This window comes from Streptomyces sp. NPDC058240, from assembly GCF_042882135.1.
GTDB lineage: Bacteria > Actinomycetota > Actinomycetes > Streptomycetales > Streptomycetaceae > Streptomyces.
Window position 1 is genome coordinate 102,453 of record NZ_JBHVWT010000004.1, and the last position, 17,484, is coordinate 119,936.

A 17,484-nucleotide genomic window follows, 5' to 3' on the forward strand; every position below is an offset into this window, starting at 1 on the left:
TGCGGTCGCAGGTGGGCGTATCCGGGTGGACATAGACCATGGAAGCAAGAACACCCCAACCACAACAAACAACGCCGCTTCCCCCCCCCAGGGCCTGGGTCCGGGCGGAGTGCGACCTCGGTCGTCGTCCTGCCTTTCCTCGTCCTGCAGTTCATCTCCGGTGTCTACATATCGGTCGACACGCTGCCCGGCTGGATGCTGAACCTCGGGGCGCTGTTCCCGCTGAAGTGGATGTGCCAGGGCTTCCGCGGCGTGTTCCTGCCCGAGTCGGCGGCCGTCCTCGAACAGGCCGGGAGCTGGGAGTACGGGAAGGTCGTACTGGTCCTCGGTTGCCTGGTGCGTCGGCGGTCTCGTGCTGTGCCTGCTGACCTTCCGGTGGAAGGACCGGCGCGAGGACTGACCGGGATGCGCGCGCCCCGGGGCGACCGGCAGGACGGGGCCTGCGGAGCTCCGGGGTAGCCGGCGGACGGGATTCCGCCCGCCGGCCGCCCCGGACACGCCCTAGGGCAGGCGCTCGCGGATCGCCTCGGCCACATCGGCCAGGGGAACGGGCGTCTGCTCGCCGGACTCCATGTCCTTGAGCTGCACGACGCCCTCGGCCAGGTCCCGCTCGCCCGCGACGACGGTGAAGCGGGCTCCCGACCGGTTCGCGCTCTTCATCGCGCCCTTGAGGCCCCGGTTCCCGTACGCGAAGTCCGCCGCCACACCCTCGCGGCGCAGCTGCGTGACGATGCCGAAGAGCACCCGGCGGGCCTCCTCGCCGAGCGGTACCGCGAAGACGCTGGTGGCCGCGGGCAGTTCGAGCTCGATGCCCTCCGCCTCCAGCGCGAGCACCGTACGGTCCACGCCGAGCGCCCAGCCGACCGACGGGAGCGCCGGTCCGCCGATCATCTCGGACAGACCGTCGTAGCGGCCGCCGCCGCCCACCGCGGACTGCGAGCCGAGCCCGTCGTGGACGAACTCGAAGGTGGTGCGGGTGTAGTAGTCGAGGCCGCGGACGAGCTTCTCGTCGTCCTCGTACACCACACCTGCCGCGGAGAGCAGGTCGCGCACCTCCTCGTGGTACGCCTTGCAGGCGTCGCAGAGATAGTCGCGCAGCACCGGGGCGCCGGTCAGCTGCTTCTGCACCTCGGGCCGCTTGTCGTCGAGGACCCGGAGCGGGTTGATCTCGATGCGGCGGCGGGTCTCCTCGTCCAGGTCGAGCTCGCGCAGGAAGCCCTGGAGCGCGTCCCGGTAGACGGGGCGGCACTCCTTGTCGCCCAGCGAGTTGAGCAGGATGCGAAAGTTCCGCAGGCCCAGCGCGCGGTACGCCTGGTCGGCCAGGATGATCAACTCGGCGTCCAGCGCCGGGTCCTCGGCCCCGATCGCCTCGGCACCGACCTGCGAGAAGTGGCGGTAGCGGCCCTTCTGCGGGCGCTCGTAGCGGTAGTACGAGCCGGAGTACCAGAGCTTCACGGGCAGGTTGCCGAGCTTGTGGAGGTTGGCCTCCAGTGCGGCGCGGAGCACGGAAGCGGTGCCCTCGGGGCGCAGTGCCAGCTGGGAGCCGCCCTTGGTGGTGAGGGTGTACATCTCCTTGGTCACGATGTCGGTGGACTCACCGACTCCGCGCGAGAAGAGGGCGACGTCCTCGAAGCCGGGTGTCTCGATGTAGCCGTAGCCGGAGTTCTTCAGGGGTGCGGAGATGGCCTCGCGCACCGCAAGGTACTTGGCGGAGTCGGGCGGGGTCAGGTCGTACGTGCCCTTGGGGGCCTTGAAAGTGCTCACGGGATGTCTCTCGTCACATTCCTCGTCGGGGCGCGTCCATACCGTGCAGATACGGATTCGAGGCGCGCTCGCGGCCGATGGTCGTCTGGGGGCCGTGGCCGGACAGCACCACGGTCGAGTCGTCGAGCGGCAGGCACACACGGGCCAGCGACTCGAGCAGCTCGGCGTGGTCGCCACCGGGCAGGTCGGTGCGTCCGACGGAGCCGGCGAAGAGCAGGTCGCCCGAGAAGAGGATCTGCGGAACATCCGCTGCCTCGGGCATCCTGAACGTCACCGACCCCTTGGTATGGCCGGGCGCATGCGCGACACCGAACTCCAGACCGGCCAGCTCCAGCCGGGCGCCGTCGCTCAGCTCCTTGACGTCGTCCGGCTCCCCGATCGTCAGCTCGCCCATGAGCGGCATCCCGATGGAGCGGCCGAGGGCCTTCTCCGGGTCGCTCATCATGTACCGGTCCTCCGGGTGGATCCAGGCGGGGACGTCATGCGCGCCGCACACCGGGACGACCGAGGCGACATGGTCGATGTGGCCGTGGGTCAGTACGACGGCGACGGGCTTCAGCCGATGCTTCTTCAGTGCTTCCTCGACTCCGGCCGCGGCCTGGTGGCCCGGGTCGATGATCACGCACTCCTCGCCTGCGGCCGGGGCGACCAGATAACAGTTGGTCCCCCAGGCCCCTGCGGGGAACCCGGCAATGAGCACGATCGTCCTTAATGGTCGTCCGACGGCGGATTGCGACTGAGAAGGTCGCGGCGGTTCAGAGCCTACCGGCGCTCCTCATTCCACAGCTAACCCATATACGGTACGGGGCAGCCAAGGCCCCATCACACGACCTATCAAGGAGATCACCCGGTGGTCAGCAGCGATCAGCGGCGGCGGCAGCTCGCCAGGGAGAAGTTCGAGCGGCAGCAGCAGCGCCGGGAGGAGGCCCGCCGCAGGACGAGGCGGCTGACGGTCGTCATCGCGTCCGCGGTGGCCGTGGTGGCGGTCGTAGGTGTGGGCTCGTACCTCGCCCTCGACGGCGACGACAAGAAGGACACGGCGGACGCCGCCGCCAGTTCGACCCCGTCGGACCCCGCGTCGCCGTCGCCGAGCGAGAGCAAGGCGCCCGAGCCCGCGATGAAGATCGACAAGAAGGCCGGGTACAAGATGTCGCTCAGTACGAGCCAGGGCGACATCGCGTTCACGATGGACGCGGCGAAGACCCCGCACACCACGAACTCCTTCAAGTCGCTGGCCGACAAGGGCTTCTTCGACGGCACCAAGTGTCACCGGCTGACCACGCAGGGCATCTTCGTCCTGCAGTGCGGCGATCCCAAGGGCAACGGTACGGGCGGTCCCGGCTACACGATCCCGGACGAGAACCTGACCGCGCTGGGCAAGGCGGGCAAGGACGGCAGGGTGACCTATCCGGCGGGCACGGTGGCGATGGCGAACACCGGCCAGGCGCACACCGGTGGCAGCCAGTTCTTCCTGGTGTACAAGGACAGCAAACTGCCGCCCACCTACACCCCGTTCGGCACCATGGACGACGCCTCGCTGAAGGCCGTCAAGGACATCGGCGCGGCGGGCGCGGCCGGCGGTGCGCCCGACGGTGCGCCGAAGAAGGCCGTGAAGATCTCGAAGGCCGCTGTCGACAAGTCGTGACCGGCTCGGGGCGGCCGGACCGGGCCGGCCGGTGACGACCGGGGTCTTTCGTTCGGATCAGGCCGGATCATGCCGGGCACGCGAGCCCGGCATGATCCGAACGAGAGGCCCTGGCGCGGGCCGGATTTTTTTCGGCCGCGCTGAGTGCGGACAGCCGGGCGGCCGGTCGCCTAGATTGGCGTTGTGCAGGGCGGGCGCTGCCCGCCCCAGGAAACTGTGGACGATGCCAGGGGGGCGAACCCCCTCGCGGGCATCAGGTGGAGGAGGCGCTGTGAGCAGCGACCCGTGGGGCCGTGTCGATGAGACCGGCACCGTGTACGTGCGGACAGCCGACGGCGAGCAGGTCGTCGGATCGTGGCAGGCGGGTTCCCCCGAGGAGGCTCTGGCCTACTTCGAGCGCAAGTACGAGGGCATTGTGGTCGAGATCGGCCTCCTCGAACGGCGGGTGAAGACCACCGATCTGTCGGCGAAGGACGCGACGACCGCCATCGAGCATCTGCGTCTGCAGGTGGACGAGCATCACGCCGTCGGTGACCTCGACGCGCTGCGCAAGCGGCTCGACGCGCTCGTCGCGACGGTCGACTCGCGGCGCGAGGAGCGCAAGGCCCAGAAGGCGAAGCAGACCGACGAGGCGAAGCACGCCAAGGAGGCCCTGGTCGCCGAGGCCGAGGAGCTGGCGCAGAGCGAGCAGTGGCGCTCCGCGGGCGAGCGGCTCCGTGCGCTCGTCGACACGTGGAAGGGCCTGCCGCGGCTCGACCGCAAGTCCGACGACGAGCTGTGGCACCGCTTCTCGCACGCCCGCTCGGCGTTCTCCAAGCGCCGCAAGGCCCACTTCGCATCGCTGGACGCCCAGCGCGAGGAGGCCCGCAAGGCCAAGGAGAAGCTGGTCGTCGAGGCGGAGTCGCTCTCCGGTTCCACCGACTGGGGGGCCACGGCCGCCCGCTACCGCGACCTGATGACGGAGTGGAAGGCGGCGGGCCGCGCCCAGCGCGAGGCCGAGGACGATCTGTGGAACCGCTTCCGCGGTGCTCAGGACGTCTTCTTCGCCGCCCGCAGCGGGGTCTTCGCCGAGCGGGACGCGGAGCAGGGCGAGAACCTCAAGCTCAAGGAGGAGCTCGCGGTCGAGGCCGAGAAGCTGGTGCCGGTGAAGGACCTGAAGGCGGCCAGGGCCGCGTTCCGGGCCATCAACGAGCGCTGGGAGGCCATCGGCCACGTTCCGCGTGACGCCCGCCCGAAGGTCGAGGGGCGGATGCAAGCGGTGGAGCGGGCGCTCCAGGAGGCCGAGGAGTCGGAGTGGCGGCGGACGAACCCTGAGGCGCGTGCGCGCGCAGCGGGTCTGACCGGTCAGCTCCAGGCGGCCGTGGACAAGCTGCGTACGCAGATCGACACGGCCCGCTCCTCGGGCAACAACGCCCGTGCCGACAAGCTGGCCAAGGAGCTCGAGGGCCGGCAGGCGCTGCTGGACCAGGCGCTCAAGGGCCTGGAGGAGTTCGGCGGCTGACAGTCGCACATGAGGAAGGGGCTCCCGTACGTGATGTACGGGAGCCCCTTCCTCATGTGCGTTCGTGGTACACCGTTACGGCCTGCGGGCCGAGGTCACCCGGTAGACGTCGTAGACGCCCTCCACGCCCCGGACCGCCTTCAGTACGTGGCCGAGGTGCTTCGGGTCGCCCATCTCGAAGGTGAAGCGTGAGGTGGCCACCCGGTCCCGGGAGGTCTGGACGGCCGCCGAGAGGATGTTGACGTGCTGGTCGGACAAGACGCGGGTGACGTCCGAGAGCAGCCGGGACCGGTCGAGGGCCTCGACCTGGATGGCGACCAGGAAGACCGAGGACTGGGTCGGCGCCCACTCGACCTCCAGGATCCGTTCCGGCTGCTGAGACAGCGAGTCGACGTTGACGCAGTCGGCGCGGTGCACGGAGACGCCACTGCCCCGGGTGACGAAGCCGATGATCGGATCGCCGGGGACGGGCGTGCAGCAGCGGGCCAGTTTGACCCAGACGTCCTCGACGCCCTTGACGACCACGCCCGGATCGGCGTTGGAACGGCGCTTGTTGCGGCTGCGCGACGGCGGCGAGCTCTCCGCGATGTCCTCGTTGGCCTCGTCCTCGCCGCCGAGCGCCTGGACCAGCTTCTGCACGACACCGGCGGCGGCGACATGGCCCTCGCCGATCGCCGCGTACAGCGACGAGATGTCGGGGTAGCGCATCTCGTGGGCGAGGGTGACCAGGGAGTCGCCGGTCAGGATGCGCTGGATCGGCAGGTTCTGCTTGCGCATGGCGCGCGCGATGGCGTCCTTGCCCTGCTCGATCGCCTCGTCGCGGCGCTCCTTGGAGAACCAGGCCCGGATCTTGTTGCGGGCGCGGGGCGACTTGACGAAGCCCAGCCAGTCCCGGGAGGGTCCGGCGCCGGCCGCCTTGGAGGTGAAGACCTCCACCAGGTCGCCGTTGTCGAGCGTCGATTCGAGCGGTACGAGCCGCCCGTTGACCCGTGCTCCTATGGTCCGGTGGCCGACCTCCGTGTGCACCGCGTATGCGAAGTCGACCGGGGTCGCCCCCGCGGGCAGCGCTATGACGTCGCCCTTGGGCGTGAAGACGAAGACCTCGTTGCGGGAGAGGTCGAAGCGCAGCGACTCCAGGAACTCGCTGGGGTCCTCGGTCTCCTTCTGCCAGTCCAGGAGCTGGCGCAGCCACGCCATGTCGTTGACGGTGTCCTGGCTGCGGCCGGTGTTCTTGGGGACGTCGGTACGCACCTTGGAGGCACCCGCGACGGCCTCCTGCTTGTACTTCCAGTGCGCGGCGATGCCGTACTCGGCGCGGCGGTGCATGTCGAAGGTGCGGATCTGCAGCTCGACGGGCTTGCCGCTGGGACCGATCACCGTGGTGTGCAGCGACTGGTACATGTTGAACTTGGGCATCGCGATGTAGTCCTTGAACCGGCCGGGGACCGGATTCCACCGCGCGTGGACGGTGCCGAGCGCCGCGTAGCAGTCGCGGACGGTGTCGACGAGGACCCTGATGCCCACCAGGTCGTAGATCTCGGCGAAGTCCCGGCCCCGCACGATCATCTTCTGGTAGACGCTGTAGTAGTGCTTCGGCCGGCCCGTGACGGTGGCCTTGATCCGGGCGGCGCGCAGGTCTGCCTGGACCTCGTCGGTCACTATGGCGAGGTATTCGTCGCGCTTGGGGGCCCGCTCGGCGACCAGACGCACGATCTCGTCGTACATCTTGGGGTAGAGGATCGCGAAGGCGAGGTCCTCCAGCTCCCACTTGATGGTGTTCATGCCCAGGCGGTGTGCCAGCGGGGCGTAGATCTCAAGAGTCTCGCGGGCCTTCTTCTCCTGCTTCTCCCGCTTGAGGTAGCGCATGGTGCGCATGTTGTGCAGCCGGTCGGCGAGCTTGATGACGAGGACCCGGGGGTCCTTGGCCATGGCGACGACCATCTTGCGTACGGTCTCGGCCTGGGCGGCCTCGCCGAACTTGACCTTGTCCAGCTTGGTGACGCCGTCGACGAGCAGGGCGACCTGGTCGCCGAAGTCGCGGCGCAGGGTGTCCAGGCCGTACTCGGTGTCCTCGACGGTGTCGTGCAGCAGTCCGGCCATCAGCGTCGCCGGGTCCATGCCCAGCTCGGCGAGGATCGTCGTCACCGCGAGCGGATGGGTGATGTACGGGTCGCCGCTCTTGCGCTTCTGGCCGCGGTGCCAGCGCTCGGCGACCTGGTAGGCCCGCTCGATCTGGCGCAGCGTGGCCGTCTCGATCTTGGTGTCGTTGCTCCGGACGATGCGCAGCAGCGGTTCGAGCACCGGGTTGTACGGGCTGGAGCGCTGCACCCCGAGCCGGGCCAGCCTGGCCCTCACCCGGTTGGACGAGCCGCCGGAGCGGGTCGTGGGGGCGGTCGACGGCACCGGCCTGGCCGCGGGCTTCGCGGGAGGCTTCGGGGCGGACGCGGCCGGGGAGGCGGGTGCGGCCGGCTGTGCGGGGGAAGCGGGCGCGGCCCCGGGCGCCGGAGCACTCGCCCGGTCCGGGCCCTTGCCGGGCTCGGGGGCCGGGGGCTTCGGCTTGTCCGCGGGCTGCGTCTTCCCGGGCGTGGCTGGGGCCGCCGCGGGCTTGTCGGGCTGCGGGGCGGCGACTGGCTGGGCCTCGTCTGGCAAGAGTGCTCCTCGTGCGGATCCGGGTACCCGGAGAGGCCATCGTATCGACCCTGCGGCCGGTCCTCCCCCGGGGACCGTGAGACTCCTGACAACGCGGAACGGGCACCCGCTTGTTCCCGGGTGCCCGTCCTGCTCGCATGTGCCGTTGCCACGTACGGTCGGTGCCGCTCAGACCGTGATCAGAACCTCCAGCGGAGCGCCTCGCAGCCCCTGCTCCAGTCGGGCCCGTCCGGGCAGGAAGCCGAGCTCCATGAGGACCGCGACGCCCACGACCTCGGCACCGGCCCGCCGGATCAGCTCCAGCGAGGCCTCGGCGGTGCCGCCGGTCGCGAGGACGTCGTCGATGACCATGATCCGGTCGTCGGCGGACAGGTCCTCCGCGTGGATCTCGATCTCGGCGGTGCCGTACTCCAGCTCGTACGACTGGCTGAGCGTGGCTCCGGGCAGCTTGCCCGCCTTGCGGACGGGGACGAAGCCGAGCCCGGCCCGGACCGCGACCGGGGCGGCCAGGATGAAGCCGCGGGCCTCCAGGCCGACGACCTTCGTGGCGCCGTGCCGTACGCACAGCTCCGCGAGAGTGTCGGTGAGGGCCGCGAACGCCGCCGGGTCCGCGAGCAGCGGGGTGATGTCCTTGAACAGCACTCCCGGCTTCGGGTAGTCCGGCACGTCGCGGATCCGGCTGAGCAGGAGCTCGCGGGTGCTCTCGGTGGTGCTGGTCATCGACGCTTCCCCGAGGTCCGGCCGTGGCCCCTGGGGGGCTGCTGGCGCTGGCCGACGACCGCGGCGGCGGGTGCGGCGTCCTGCGGGGAGTCGTCGTCCGACGGCTCGTCCTCGGCGGACTCGCCCTTGGCGGCGGCTGCCGCGCGCTTGGCGAGGATCCGCTTCTTCAGGGCCTTCATCTGCGGGTCGCGTTCCTTGAGGTCGGCGACGAGCGGCGTGGCGATGAAGATCGAGGAGTACGCACCGGCGGCGAGGCCGACGAAGAGCGCCAGGGAGATGTCGTTCAGCATGCCGGCGCCGAGGACACCGCCACCGATGAACAGCAGACCGGCGACCGGCAGCAGTGCCACGACGGTGGTGTTGATGGAACGGACCAGTGTGCCGTTGATGGAGCGGTTGGCGATCTCGCTGTACGTCCACCGGGTCTGCTTGGTGATCCCCTTCGTGCCCTCCTTGAGGCTGTCGAAGACGACGACCGTGTCGTAGAGGGAGTAACCGAGGATGGTCAGCAGACCGATCACGGTGCCCGGGGTGACCTCGAAGCCGACCAGGGCGTAGACGCCGACCGTGATGGTGATGTCGTGGATCAGTGCGACCAGGGCCGCGATGGCCATGCGCCACTCGAAGGCGATGGCCAGGTAGATCACGACGAGGACCATGAAGATGCCGAGGCCGGTCCAGGCCTTGTTGGCGATCTGCTCACCCCAGCTGGGGCCGACCAGGTCGGCGGCGATCTTCTCCGCCGGGACGTCGAGGTCCTTGGAGAGCCGGCTCTTGATCTCGTCGGACTTCGCGGTGTCGACCTCGGTGATCTGGATGCGCAGACCGCCGTTGCCGAGCTTCTGGACGATCGCCTGGTGGCCGGACGCCTCCGTGGCAAGGTCCTCCGCCTTGGCGACGGTGACGCTCGTCTTCGGGGTGGTGAAGACCGCGCCGCCCTTGAACTCGATGCCCATGTTCAGGCCGCTGACCGCCAGGCCGACGATGGCCGTGATGGTGATCAGGATCGAGATCCCGTACCAGATCTTGCGCTTGCCGATGAAGTCGTAGCCGACCTCGCCGCGGTAGAGACGGGCGCCGAGAGTGCCGAGTCGCGACATCTCACGCCTCCTTCGGGTCAGTGGGGGCGTTGACACGGCGCGAGCGGCGCAGCGGCGGCTTGGCACCGAGCCGCTTCGGGTCCAGACCGGACCACGGGTGACCGCTGGCGAAGAACTTCGTACGGGCCATCAGTGTCATGACGGGCTTGGTGAAGAGGAACACCACGACCACGTCGAGCAGGGTGGTGAGACCCAGCGTGAACGCGAAGCCCTGGACCTTGCCGACGGTGACGACGAAGAGCACCGCGGCGGCGAGGAACGACACGAAGTCGGAGACCAGGATGGTGCGCCGGGCGCGCGGCCAGGCCCGCTCGACGGCCGGGCGGAGCGTGCGGCCCTCGCGGATCTCGTCGCGGACCCGTTCGAAGTACACGATGAAGGAGTCCGCGGTGATACCGATGGCCACGATGGCGCCGCAGACCGCCGGGAGGTTCAGCGCGAAGCCGATGGCCGGGCCGAGCAGCGACATGATCGTGTAGGTCAGGATGCCGGAGACCAGGAGGCTCAGGAGCGCGATGAGCGCGAGGCCCCGGTAGTAGGCCACCAGGTAGATGACCACCAGGGCCAGACCGATGGCACCGGCGATCAGACCGGCCTGGAGCTGCTCGCCACCGAGCGCGGCGGTGACCGTGGTGACGCTCTGCTCCTTGAACGAGAGCGGGAGCGCACCGTAGGAGAGCACGTTGGCCAAGTCCTCGGCGGACTGCTGGGTGAAGCTGCCGGAGATCTCGGCGTTGGCGCTCAGTGCCGTGCGTACGGAGGGCGCCGAGACGACTTCACCGTCGAGCGCGATCGCGAACTGGTTCTGCGGCGACTGCTGCTGAGCGAGCTGGCCCGTGATCTTCTGGAACTTCTTGGCGCCACCCTTGGTGAACTCCATCTGAACGATCCACTGACCGTTCGTCTGGTCGATCGCCGCCTTGGCGCTGTCCACGTCGGTGCCGGACACCTGGGCCGGGCCGAGGACGTACTTCGCGTCGCCCTCGGAGCTGCACGCGACGACCGTGTCGGTGGGCTTGACGCCCTGGGCGGCCTTGGAGCGGGACGCCTTGCTGGAGCAGTCGAGCGCCGCGAACTGCTTCTGCAGCTTGGCGGCGGCGGCCTCGTCGGCGGCGGATGCCGACGGCGTAGTGTCGGCCTTGGGCTTGTTGCTCGCCTTCGGCGTGGGCGTGGAGTCGGCCTTGAGGGCGCCGGTGACCGCGCGGCCCTGAGTGGTGGCGCTCGCGCTCGGCGACGCCGAGCCCTTCCCCTTGTCAGCGGCGGGGGCGCTCGGGCTGCCGGACGGGCTGGGCTTGCCGGACGGCGAGGCGCTGGGCGTCGGGGTGGGCGTGCCCTGGGCCACGGTCAGTACCGGCCGGAAGTAGAGCTTGGCCGTGGTGCCGACCTGCTCCCGGGCCTGGGCGGAGTTCGTGCCCTTGGGGATGTTGACGATGATGTTGCGATCGCCCTGGGTCTGGACCTCGGCCTCGGAGACACCAAGACCATTGACACGGCGTTCCATGATCCGGACCGCGGTGTCCATGTTGGTCTTGTTGATCGCCGATTCCTGGCCCGGCTCGCTCTTCGCCTCGAGCGTGATCGAGGTACCGCCCGCCAGGTCGATGCCCAGCCGTGGGGTCGGCTGATCGGCCAGGAACATCCCGCCGGTGAGCGCGACCATGGCGATCAGGATCAGAGCCAGGGAACGCCCCGGCCTGCCCTGACCGCCGGCCGGTCCTCGGCTCTTCTTCGGTGCTGCCACCTTCTCGTTTCTCCCTGTCCAACCGCCTCGCGCCGGGTACGCGCCCGAGCGGCCACGAAGTGTAGTGGGGACCCGCCCCCGCAGAAGATCGCACGGACCGGGGAATGCCGGACGCCGGTGGGCTCACGGCATCCCCGGGCGTGGGTTACTTCGCGTCGGACTCGCCGTCGTCCTTGCCCTCGGACTTCTTGCCGGACTCATCGTCCTTCGGCTCGGCGTCCTCGGTCTTCTTGCCGAGGTCGATCCGGGCCTCGTCCGAGGCGTCCTTGTCGGCGTCGTCCTCGGTCAGCGAGGAGGCGTCGTCGGGGACGACGGTGCCGTCGAGGTCGAGGCCGTTCTCGTCGTCGCCGTGGACGATGCGGTTGTACTCCGCGTCGTCGAGGACGGCGCCGATGGCGTTCTTGGCGTAGATGGCGTGGACGCCGGGCGCGATCTCAAGGAGAACCGTGTCGTCGTGCAGCTCCTTGACGGTGGCGTACATGCCCCCGATCGTCCGGACGCCGGTGCCGGGCTGCGTCTCGTTGCGCATCTGGGCGGCGGCCGCCTGCTTCTTCTTGGCGGACCGCGTCATCAGGAACATGGCCCCGATGAGCACGATGAAGGGGAGGAGAGTCACGGGATTCACGGGACGAGTTTCCTTCGCACGACCGCGCTCGAAGGCGGCCTGTATCTACGGGGGTGGGTACACCGACCTGTAAGGGCGGCATCGGCGGAGTCTAAGCGAGTCCGCATCGATGGAACAACGCCCAGCGACGCCGTGTGGTTCCTGCTCCGGTCAAGCTGTGACAGATCACGCCCCGAACAGGCCCTGTTGTCCCTTTCCGCCTTGCTGTGGAGGTACGAGCCCCAGATGGGCCCAGGCCGCGGGGGTCGCGACCCGTCCCCGCGGCGTCCTGGCCAGCAAACCCTCCCGTACCAGGAAGGGCTCCGCGACCTCCTCGACGGTCTCGCGCTCCTCCCCCACGGCGACCGCGAGGGTGGACAGCCCGACGGGGCCGCCGCCGAAGAGCTTGAGCAGGGCACCGAGCACCGCGCGGTCGAGCCGGTCGAGGCCGCGGGCATCGACCTCGTACACCCTGAGGGCCGCGGCGGCGACCGGGCGGTCGATCCGCCCGTCGGCCTTGACCTGGGCGTAGTCCCGGACGCGGCGCAGCAGCCGGTTGGCGATACGGGGGGTGCCGCGGGAACGGCCGGCGATCTCGGCGGCGCCGTCCGCGTCTATCTCCACGTCGAGGAGGCGGGCGGAGCGGTGGATGACGCGTTCCAGCTCGGTGGGTGCGTAGAACTCCATGTGGCCGGTGAAGCCGAAGCGGTCGCGCAGCGGCGGCGGCAGCAGTCCGGCCCTGGTGGTGGCGCCGACCAGGGTGAAGGGCGGCAGTTCCAGCGGGATGGCGGTGGCGCCGGGGCCCTTGCCGACGATGACGTCGACCCGGAAGTCCTCCATCGCCATGTAGAGCATCTCCTCGGCCGGCCGCGACATGCGGTGGATCTCGTCGAGGAACAGGACCTCACCCTCCTGGAGGGAGGAGAGGATCGCGGCAAGATCACCCGCGTGCTGGATGGCGGGGCCGGAGGTGATCCGGATCGGCGCCCCCATCTCGGCCGCGATGATCATGGAGAGGGTGGTCTTGCCGAGGCCGGGGGCGCCGGAGAGCAGGACGTGGTCGGCGGTGGCGCCGCGGGCCAGAGCCGCCTTGAGGACCAGGTCGAGCTGTTCGCGCACCTTCTCCTGGCCGACGAATTCATCGAGATCCTTCGGCCGGAGCGCCGCCTCGACCGCGGTGTCCTCGCCGTCCGCGTCGGCCTGGACGAGGCGCTCGTCGAGCCGCTCGTCGGTGTCGGGTCCGGTCTCGTCCCAGTTCATTCAGTCTGTCCCGCCTCGGGTGTTTCGGTGCCGTGCGGTGCCCGGCCCGGCGTCGGGGTGTTCCCCCGGGGTGTCGCGCTCCGGTCAGCGCGCGCGGTTGAGGGTCTGCAGTGCGGCACGCAGCAGCAGCGGCACAGGGGCCTGCCTGCCCTCGGCGAGGGCTGCCTCGGCCTGGGGGGCGACGGCGGTGACCGCTTCGTCGGCCTCGCGAGTGGCGTAGCCGAGGCCGATCAGGGCGGCCTGGAGCTGGTCGCGCCAGGAGCTGGTGACGGCGGTACCGATGCCCTGGCGGCCGATGTGGGCGCCGACCGGCTCGCCGAGCCTGTCCTTCAGTTCGAGGAGGAGTTTCTGCGCGCCCTTCTTGCCGATGCCGGAAACGGCGGTGAGCGCCTTCTCGTCGCCGGTGGCGACCGCGGTGCGCAGGGCGTCCGGGCTGTGGGTGGCGAGCATCGCCTGGGCAAGCCGGGGCCCGACCCCGCTGGCCGTCTGGAGCAGCTCGAAGACCTGCCGCTCGTCGTCGTCGGCGAAGCCGTAGAGGGTGAGCGAGTCCTCCCGCACGACGAGGGAGGTGGCGAGCCTGGCCTCCTTGCCGATCCGGAGGCCGGCGAGGGTGTTCGGCGCGCACTGGACGGCCATGCCGATGCCGCCGACCTCGATCACGGCCATGGTCGGGGCGAGTGCGGCCACGGGGCCGCTGACGAAGGCGATCATCGGGGGACCTTCCGGACGGGGACTGCGGGTGTACGGGGAACGCGCCCGGCGCGGGCCGCGGCGGCTGCCGCGTGGGCCTGCTGGAGGCGGTTGACGGCGGGGGCGCGCCAGATGTGGCAGATGGCGAGGGCCAGGGCGTCGGCAGCGTCGGCCGGTTTCGGCGGGGCGTCGAGCCGCAGCAGCCGGGTGACCATCACGCCGACCTGTGCCTTGTCCGCACGGCCGGTGCCGGTGACGGCCGCCTTGACCTCGCTGGGGGTGTGCAGGGCGACGGGAATGCCGCGGCGCGACGCGCAGAGCATGGCGACGGCGCTGGCCTGGGCGGTGCCCATGACCGTACGGACGTTGTGCTGGCTGAACACCCGCTCCACGGCGACGCATTCGGGCCGGTGCTCGTCGAGCCATTCCTCGATGCCGCGCTCGATGGCGACCAGCCGGTGACCGAGCTCCGCGTCGGGCGGGGTGCGGACGACACCCACACCGAGCATCGTCAGGGGGCGGCCGGCGACGCCTTCGACGACGCCGACACCACACCGGGTCAGCCCCGGGTCCACACCCAGTACCCGCATGGGACGCCCCCTCCGTACCGATCGGTCAACTGTTCCCGCAGGCTATCGGCTCGCACTGACAATGCGACGGGCCGACAGGGTGTGTCCCCGTCGGCCCGTCCATGAAGGCTGCGCTGGGCGCGGCTCAGGCGTCGACCTTCTCCATGACCTCGTCCGAGACGTCGAAGTTGGCGAAGACGTTCTGCACGTCGTCGCTGTCCTCCAGCGCGTCGATCAGCTTGAAGATCTTGCGCGCGCCTTCCTCGTCCAGCTCGACCTGCATGGTGGGCAGGAAGTTGGCCTCGGCGGAGTCGTAGTCGATGCCGGCCTCCTGGAGCGCGGTGCGGACCGCGACCATGTCGGTGGCCTCGCTGACGACCTCGTACGTGTCACCGAGGTCGTTCACTTCCTCGGCACCCGCGTCGAGCACGGCACCCAGGACGTCGTCCTCGGTCAGCTCGTCCTTGGGGACGATGACGACGCCCTTGCGGTTGAAGAGGTACGAGACCGACCCCGGGTCGGCCATCGAACCCCCGTTGCGGGTCATCGCGACACGCACGTCGGAGGCGGCACGGTTGCGGTTGTCGGTGAGGCACTCGATGAGCACCGCGACACCGTTCGGGCCGTAACCCTCGTACATGATCGTCTGGTAGTCGACGCCGCCCGCTTCGAGACCGCCACCGCGCTTGACCGCGGAGTCGATGTTCTTGTTCGGTACGGAGCTCTTCTTCGCCTTCTGGATCGCGTCCACGAGGGTCGGGTTTCCCTCGGGGTCCACGCCTCCGGTGCGGGCCGCGACCTCGATGTTCTTGATCAGCTTCGCGAAGAGCTTGCCGCGCTTGGCGTCAATCACGGCCTTCTTGTGCTTCGTCGTAGCCCATTTAGAGTGGCCGGACATCTGCCTTCTCCTTCGCGTCACCAAAAACGATTCGAACCCGAGAGATCCTACCGGGATCGAGTCAGCCGACTGCGCGCACCATGTCCACGAACAGCGCGTGAACGCGATGGTCTCCGGTCAATTCCGGGTGGAACGACGTAGCCAGGGCGTTTCCCTGACGTACGGCGACGATGTGGCCGCCGTGCTCCGCCACTACCTTGGCCTGCGCGCCGACCGATTCCACCCAGGGGGCGCGGATGAACACGCCCTCCACGGGGCCGCTCTCGATGCCGGCGACCTCGACGGCCGCCTCGAAGGACTCGTTCTGCCGCCCGAAGGCATTGCGGCGCACGATCATGTCGATCCCGCCGACCGTCTCCTGGCCCGAGCGCGGGTCGAGGATCTTGTCGGCGAGCAGAATCATTCCGGCGCAGGTGCCGTAGACGGGCATTCCGTCCCGCACCCGCTCGCGCAGCGGTTCCAGCATGCCGAAGAGGGAGGCCAGCTTGGACATCGTGGTGGACTCGCCACCGGGAATGACCAGGCCGTCGACCTCGGCGAGTTCCTCGGGACGCCGGACCGGCCTGGCCAGGGCATCAGCCGAGGCCAGGGCGATCAGGTGTTCCCGTACGTCGCCCTGGAGGGCCAGGACTCCGATCACAGGGGTGTCGCTCATCAGTGATTACCAGCCACGGTTGGCGTAGCGCTCGGCCTCGGGCAGGGTGTCGCAGTTGATGCCGACCATGGCCTCGCCCAGGTTCCGGGAGGCGTCCGCGATGATCTTCGGGTCGTCGTAGAAGGTGGTGGCCTTCACGATCGCGGCGGCGCGCTTGGCCGGGTCGCCGGACTTGAAGATCCCGGAGCCGACGAAGACGCCCTCGGCGCCGAGCTGGCGCATCAGCGCGGCGTCGGCGGGGGTGGCGACACCGCCCGCGGAGAACAGCACGACGGGCAGCTTGCCGAGCTCCGAGACCTCCTTGACCAGCTCGTACGGGGCGCGGAGCTCCTTGGCGGCGGCGTACAGCTCGTTGTTGTCGTAGCCGCGCAGGCGGGCGATCTCGTTCTTGATCTGGCGCAGGTGACGGACCGCCTCGACGACGTTTCCGGTGCCGGCCTCGCCCTTCGAGCGGATCATGGCCGCGCCCTCGGCGATCCGGCGCAGGGCCTCGCCCAGGTTGGTGGCGCCGCAGACGAACGGGGTGGTGAAGGCGAACTTGTCGCTGTGGTTGACCTCGTCGGCCGGGGTGAGGACCTCGGACTCGTCGATGTAGTCGACCCCGAGGGACTGAAGGACCTGGGCCTCGACGAAGTGGCCGATACGGGACTTCGCCATCACCGGGATGGAGACGGCCTCGATGATCTCCTCGATCATGTTCGGGTCCGACATCCGGGCCACGCCGCCGTCCTTGCGGATGTCGGCCGGCACCCGCTCCAGGGCCATGACGGCCACGGCGCCCGCGTCCTCGGCGATCTTCGCCTGCTCGGCGTTGACGACGTCCATGATCACGCCGCCCTTGAGCTGCTCGGCCATGCCGCGCTTGACGCGCGCGGTGCCCGTGGCCGGGGAGTCGGCGGACTGCGGGGTGGTGGGAAGCGTGGACATGGATCGACCTCACTCGGAGAAAAAGTTGCTGAAAAGCGCTGGTTGATGCAGTGCTGAGCAAACTCTCCGGGAACAGTCCACTGCAAGGGCCAATGGAAGGCCGGTGGATCGTTTTGAACGCGTACGTGGCGGGATGTGGCCCCCGTCACGCGTGAATACGGCCGTCCGGTCAGCTGACGGGGCGGTCCGCCAGGGCCACCGGGGGTTCGTCGTCCATCTCGAAGGCCAACGGGAACGGGGCGTGCCCGGCCAGCCGGAACCACCGCACCTTGCGGTGCCGGCGCAGCGCGCGCGCCGCGCGCACCGCGTCGTTGTGGAACCGCCGGGCCATGGGCACGCGGCGCACGGCGGCGGCGAGTTCGAGCGCCGCCTCCTCACCGCCGGGGATCTCCTTCACGGCCTCCACCTGCGCCGGCTCGCCGAAGACCGCCCGCAGCGCGGTGCTCAGCTCACTCTCCGCGACCTCGCGGTGCTCCTCCTCCGCCTGGCGGGCGGCGTGCGCGGCCTCGTACAGGACGATGGAGGCGGCCGGATCGAGGACACCGGACGTGGCCAGTTCCTGGGTGACCGACGCACGGCGCAGGAGTTGCGCGTCGAGGGCGGCCCGGGCGGCGTCGATGCGGGTGTGCAGCCGGTCCAGCCGTCCGGCGGTCCAGCTGAGGTACATACCGATCGCGACGATCGCGACGGCGATCCAGATGAGGGTTTCGATCACGGGCGGCAAGGCTACCGGTGAGGCCCGGACGGCGTGGCCGCCCGGC

The 17,484-nt window shown here is 69.8% G+C and carries 16 protein-coding genes and 1 pseudogene; 3 read left to right on the forward strand and 14 right to left on the reverse strand.

Annotation, left to right across the window (positions count from 1 at the left end; genetic code table 11):
* Positions 1–93: 93 nt before the first annotated feature.
* Positions 94–400, forward strand: a pseudogene (locus tag ACFVX4_RS10520) (ABC transporter permease); the annotation flags it as partial.
* A 101-nt stretch (positions 401–501) separates the two neighbouring features.
* Here the strand turns inward: ACFVX4_RS10520 and hisS are convergent.
* Entirely contained in the window at positions 502–1,764 is a 1,263-nt protein-coding gene (gene hisS / locus ACFVX4_RS10525) for a histidine--tRNA ligase (RefSeq protein WP_389974232.1), read from the reverse strand.
* A gap of 13 nt (positions 1,765–1,777) precedes the next feature.
* Positions 1,778–2,464, reverse strand: coding sequence for an MBL fold metallo-hydrolase (locus ACFVX4_RS10530; protein ID WP_266421932.1), 687 nt, complete (start codon positions 2,462–2,464; stop codon positions 1,778–1,780).
* A gap of 150 nt (positions 2,465–2,614) precedes the next feature.
* On the opposite strand from ACFVX4_RS10530, the gene ACFVX4_RS10535 reads away from it, so the two are divergent.
* Together ACFVX4_RS10535 and ACFVX4_RS10540 are read left to right on the forward strand one after the other, a co-directional pair.
* A complete protein-coding gene (locus ACFVX4_RS10535) occupies positions 2,615–3,409 on the forward strand; it encodes a peptidylprolyl isomerase (protein WP_389974235.1) in 795 nt (264 codons plus the stop codon).
* A gap of 271 nt (positions 3,410–3,680) precedes the next feature.
* Positions 3,681–4,910 (forward strand): DUF349 domain-containing protein, encoded by a 1,230-nt coding sequence (locus ACFVX4_RS10540; protein ID WP_389974238.1) that lies wholly within the window; start codon positions 3,681–3,683, stop codon positions 4,908–4,910.
* 75 nt (positions 4,911–4,985) lie between these two features.
* Here the strand turns inward: ACFVX4_RS10540 and ACFVX4_RS10545 are convergent, their stop codons facing one another.
* The 12 genes from ACFVX4_RS10545 to ACFVX4_RS10600 form a co-directional block, all read right to left on the reverse strand.
* Positions 4,986–7,559, reverse strand: a complete 2,574-nt coding sequence (locus ACFVX4_RS10545; protein ID WP_389974241.1) for a RelA/SpoT family protein — start codon at positions 7,557–7,559, stop codon at positions 4,986–4,988.
* Between the two features lie 168 nt (positions 7,560–7,727).
* Positions 7,728–8,279 (reverse strand): adenine phosphoribosyltransferase, encoded by a 552-nt coding sequence (locus ACFVX4_RS10550; RefSeq protein WP_389974243.1) that lies wholly within the window; start codon positions 8,277–8,279, stop codon positions 7,728–7,730.
* A complete protein-coding gene (gene secF, locus ACFVX4_RS10555; RefSeq protein ID WP_266421917.1) occupies positions 8,276–9,379 on the reverse strand; it encodes a protein translocase subunit SecF in 1,104 nt (367 codons plus the stop codon). Before secF ends, ACFVX4_RS10550 begins: the two co-directional genes overlap by 4 nt.
* A 1-nt stretch (position 9,380) precedes the next feature.
* On the reverse strand, positions 9,381–11,120 hold the full coding sequence (gene secD / locus ACFVX4_RS10560) for a protein translocase subunit SecD (protein WP_389974246.1): 1,740 nt from the start codon (positions 11,118–11,120) through the stop codon (positions 9,381–9,383).
* A 145-nt stretch (positions 11,121–11,265) separates the two neighbouring features.
* Positions 11,266–11,745 (reverse strand): preprotein translocase subunit YajC, encoded by a 480-nt coding sequence (yajC, locus tag ACFVX4_RS10565; RefSeq protein WP_389974249.1) that lies wholly within the window; start codon positions 11,743–11,745, stop codon positions 11,266–11,268.
* Positions 11,746–11,910: 165 nt separating this feature from the next.
* Positions 11,911–12,984 carry a Holliday junction branch migration DNA helicase RuvB gene (gene ruvB / locus ACFVX4_RS10570; protein ID WP_389974252.1) on the reverse strand — a complete coding sequence of 358 codons (1,074 nt, stop codon included), beginning with the start codon at positions 12,982–12,984 and terminating at the stop codon, positions 11,911–11,913.
* Between the two features lie 84 nt (positions 12,985–13,068).
* Complete coding sequence (ruvA, locus tag ACFVX4_RS10575; RefSeq protein WP_389974255.1) at positions 13,069–13,695, reverse strand: Holliday junction branch migration protein RuvA; 627 nt, start codon at positions 13,693–13,695, stop codon at positions 13,069–13,071.
* Positions 13,692–14,264: a crossover junction endodeoxyribonuclease RuvC gene (gene ruvC, locus ACFVX4_RS10580; protein ID WP_389974258.1), complete on the reverse strand. Its 573-nt coding sequence runs from the start codon at positions 14,262–14,264 to the stop codon at positions 13,692–13,694. The genes ruvA and ruvC overlap by 4 nt, the downstream gene beginning before the upstream one ends.
* Positions 14,265–14,388: 124 nt before the next feature.
* Complete coding sequence (locus ACFVX4_RS10585) at positions 14,389–15,141, reverse strand: YebC/PmpR family DNA-binding transcriptional regulator (protein WP_389974261.1); 753 nt, start codon at positions 15,139–15,141, stop codon at positions 14,389–14,391.
* 61 nt (positions 15,142–15,202) lie between these two features.
* Entirely contained in the window at positions 15,203–15,796 is a 594-nt protein-coding gene (pdxT, locus tag ACFVX4_RS10590) for a pyridoxal 5'-phosphate synthase glutaminase subunit PdxT (RefSeq protein WP_266421899.1), read from the reverse strand.
* Between the two features lie 6 nt (positions 15,797–15,802).
* Positions 15,803–16,723 (reverse strand): pyridoxal 5'-phosphate synthase lyase subunit PdxS, encoded by a 921-nt coding sequence (gene pdxS, locus ACFVX4_RS10595; protein ID WP_266735913.1) that lies wholly within the window; start codon positions 16,721–16,723, stop codon positions 15,803–15,805.
* Between the two features lie 169 nt (positions 16,724–16,892).
* Positions 16,893–17,390, reverse strand: coding sequence for a hypothetical protein (locus tag ACFVX4_RS10600; RefSeq protein WP_124719377.1), 498 nt, complete (start codon positions 17,388–17,390; stop codon positions 16,893–16,895).
* Between the last annotated feature and the right edge of the window lie 94 nt (positions 17,391–17,484).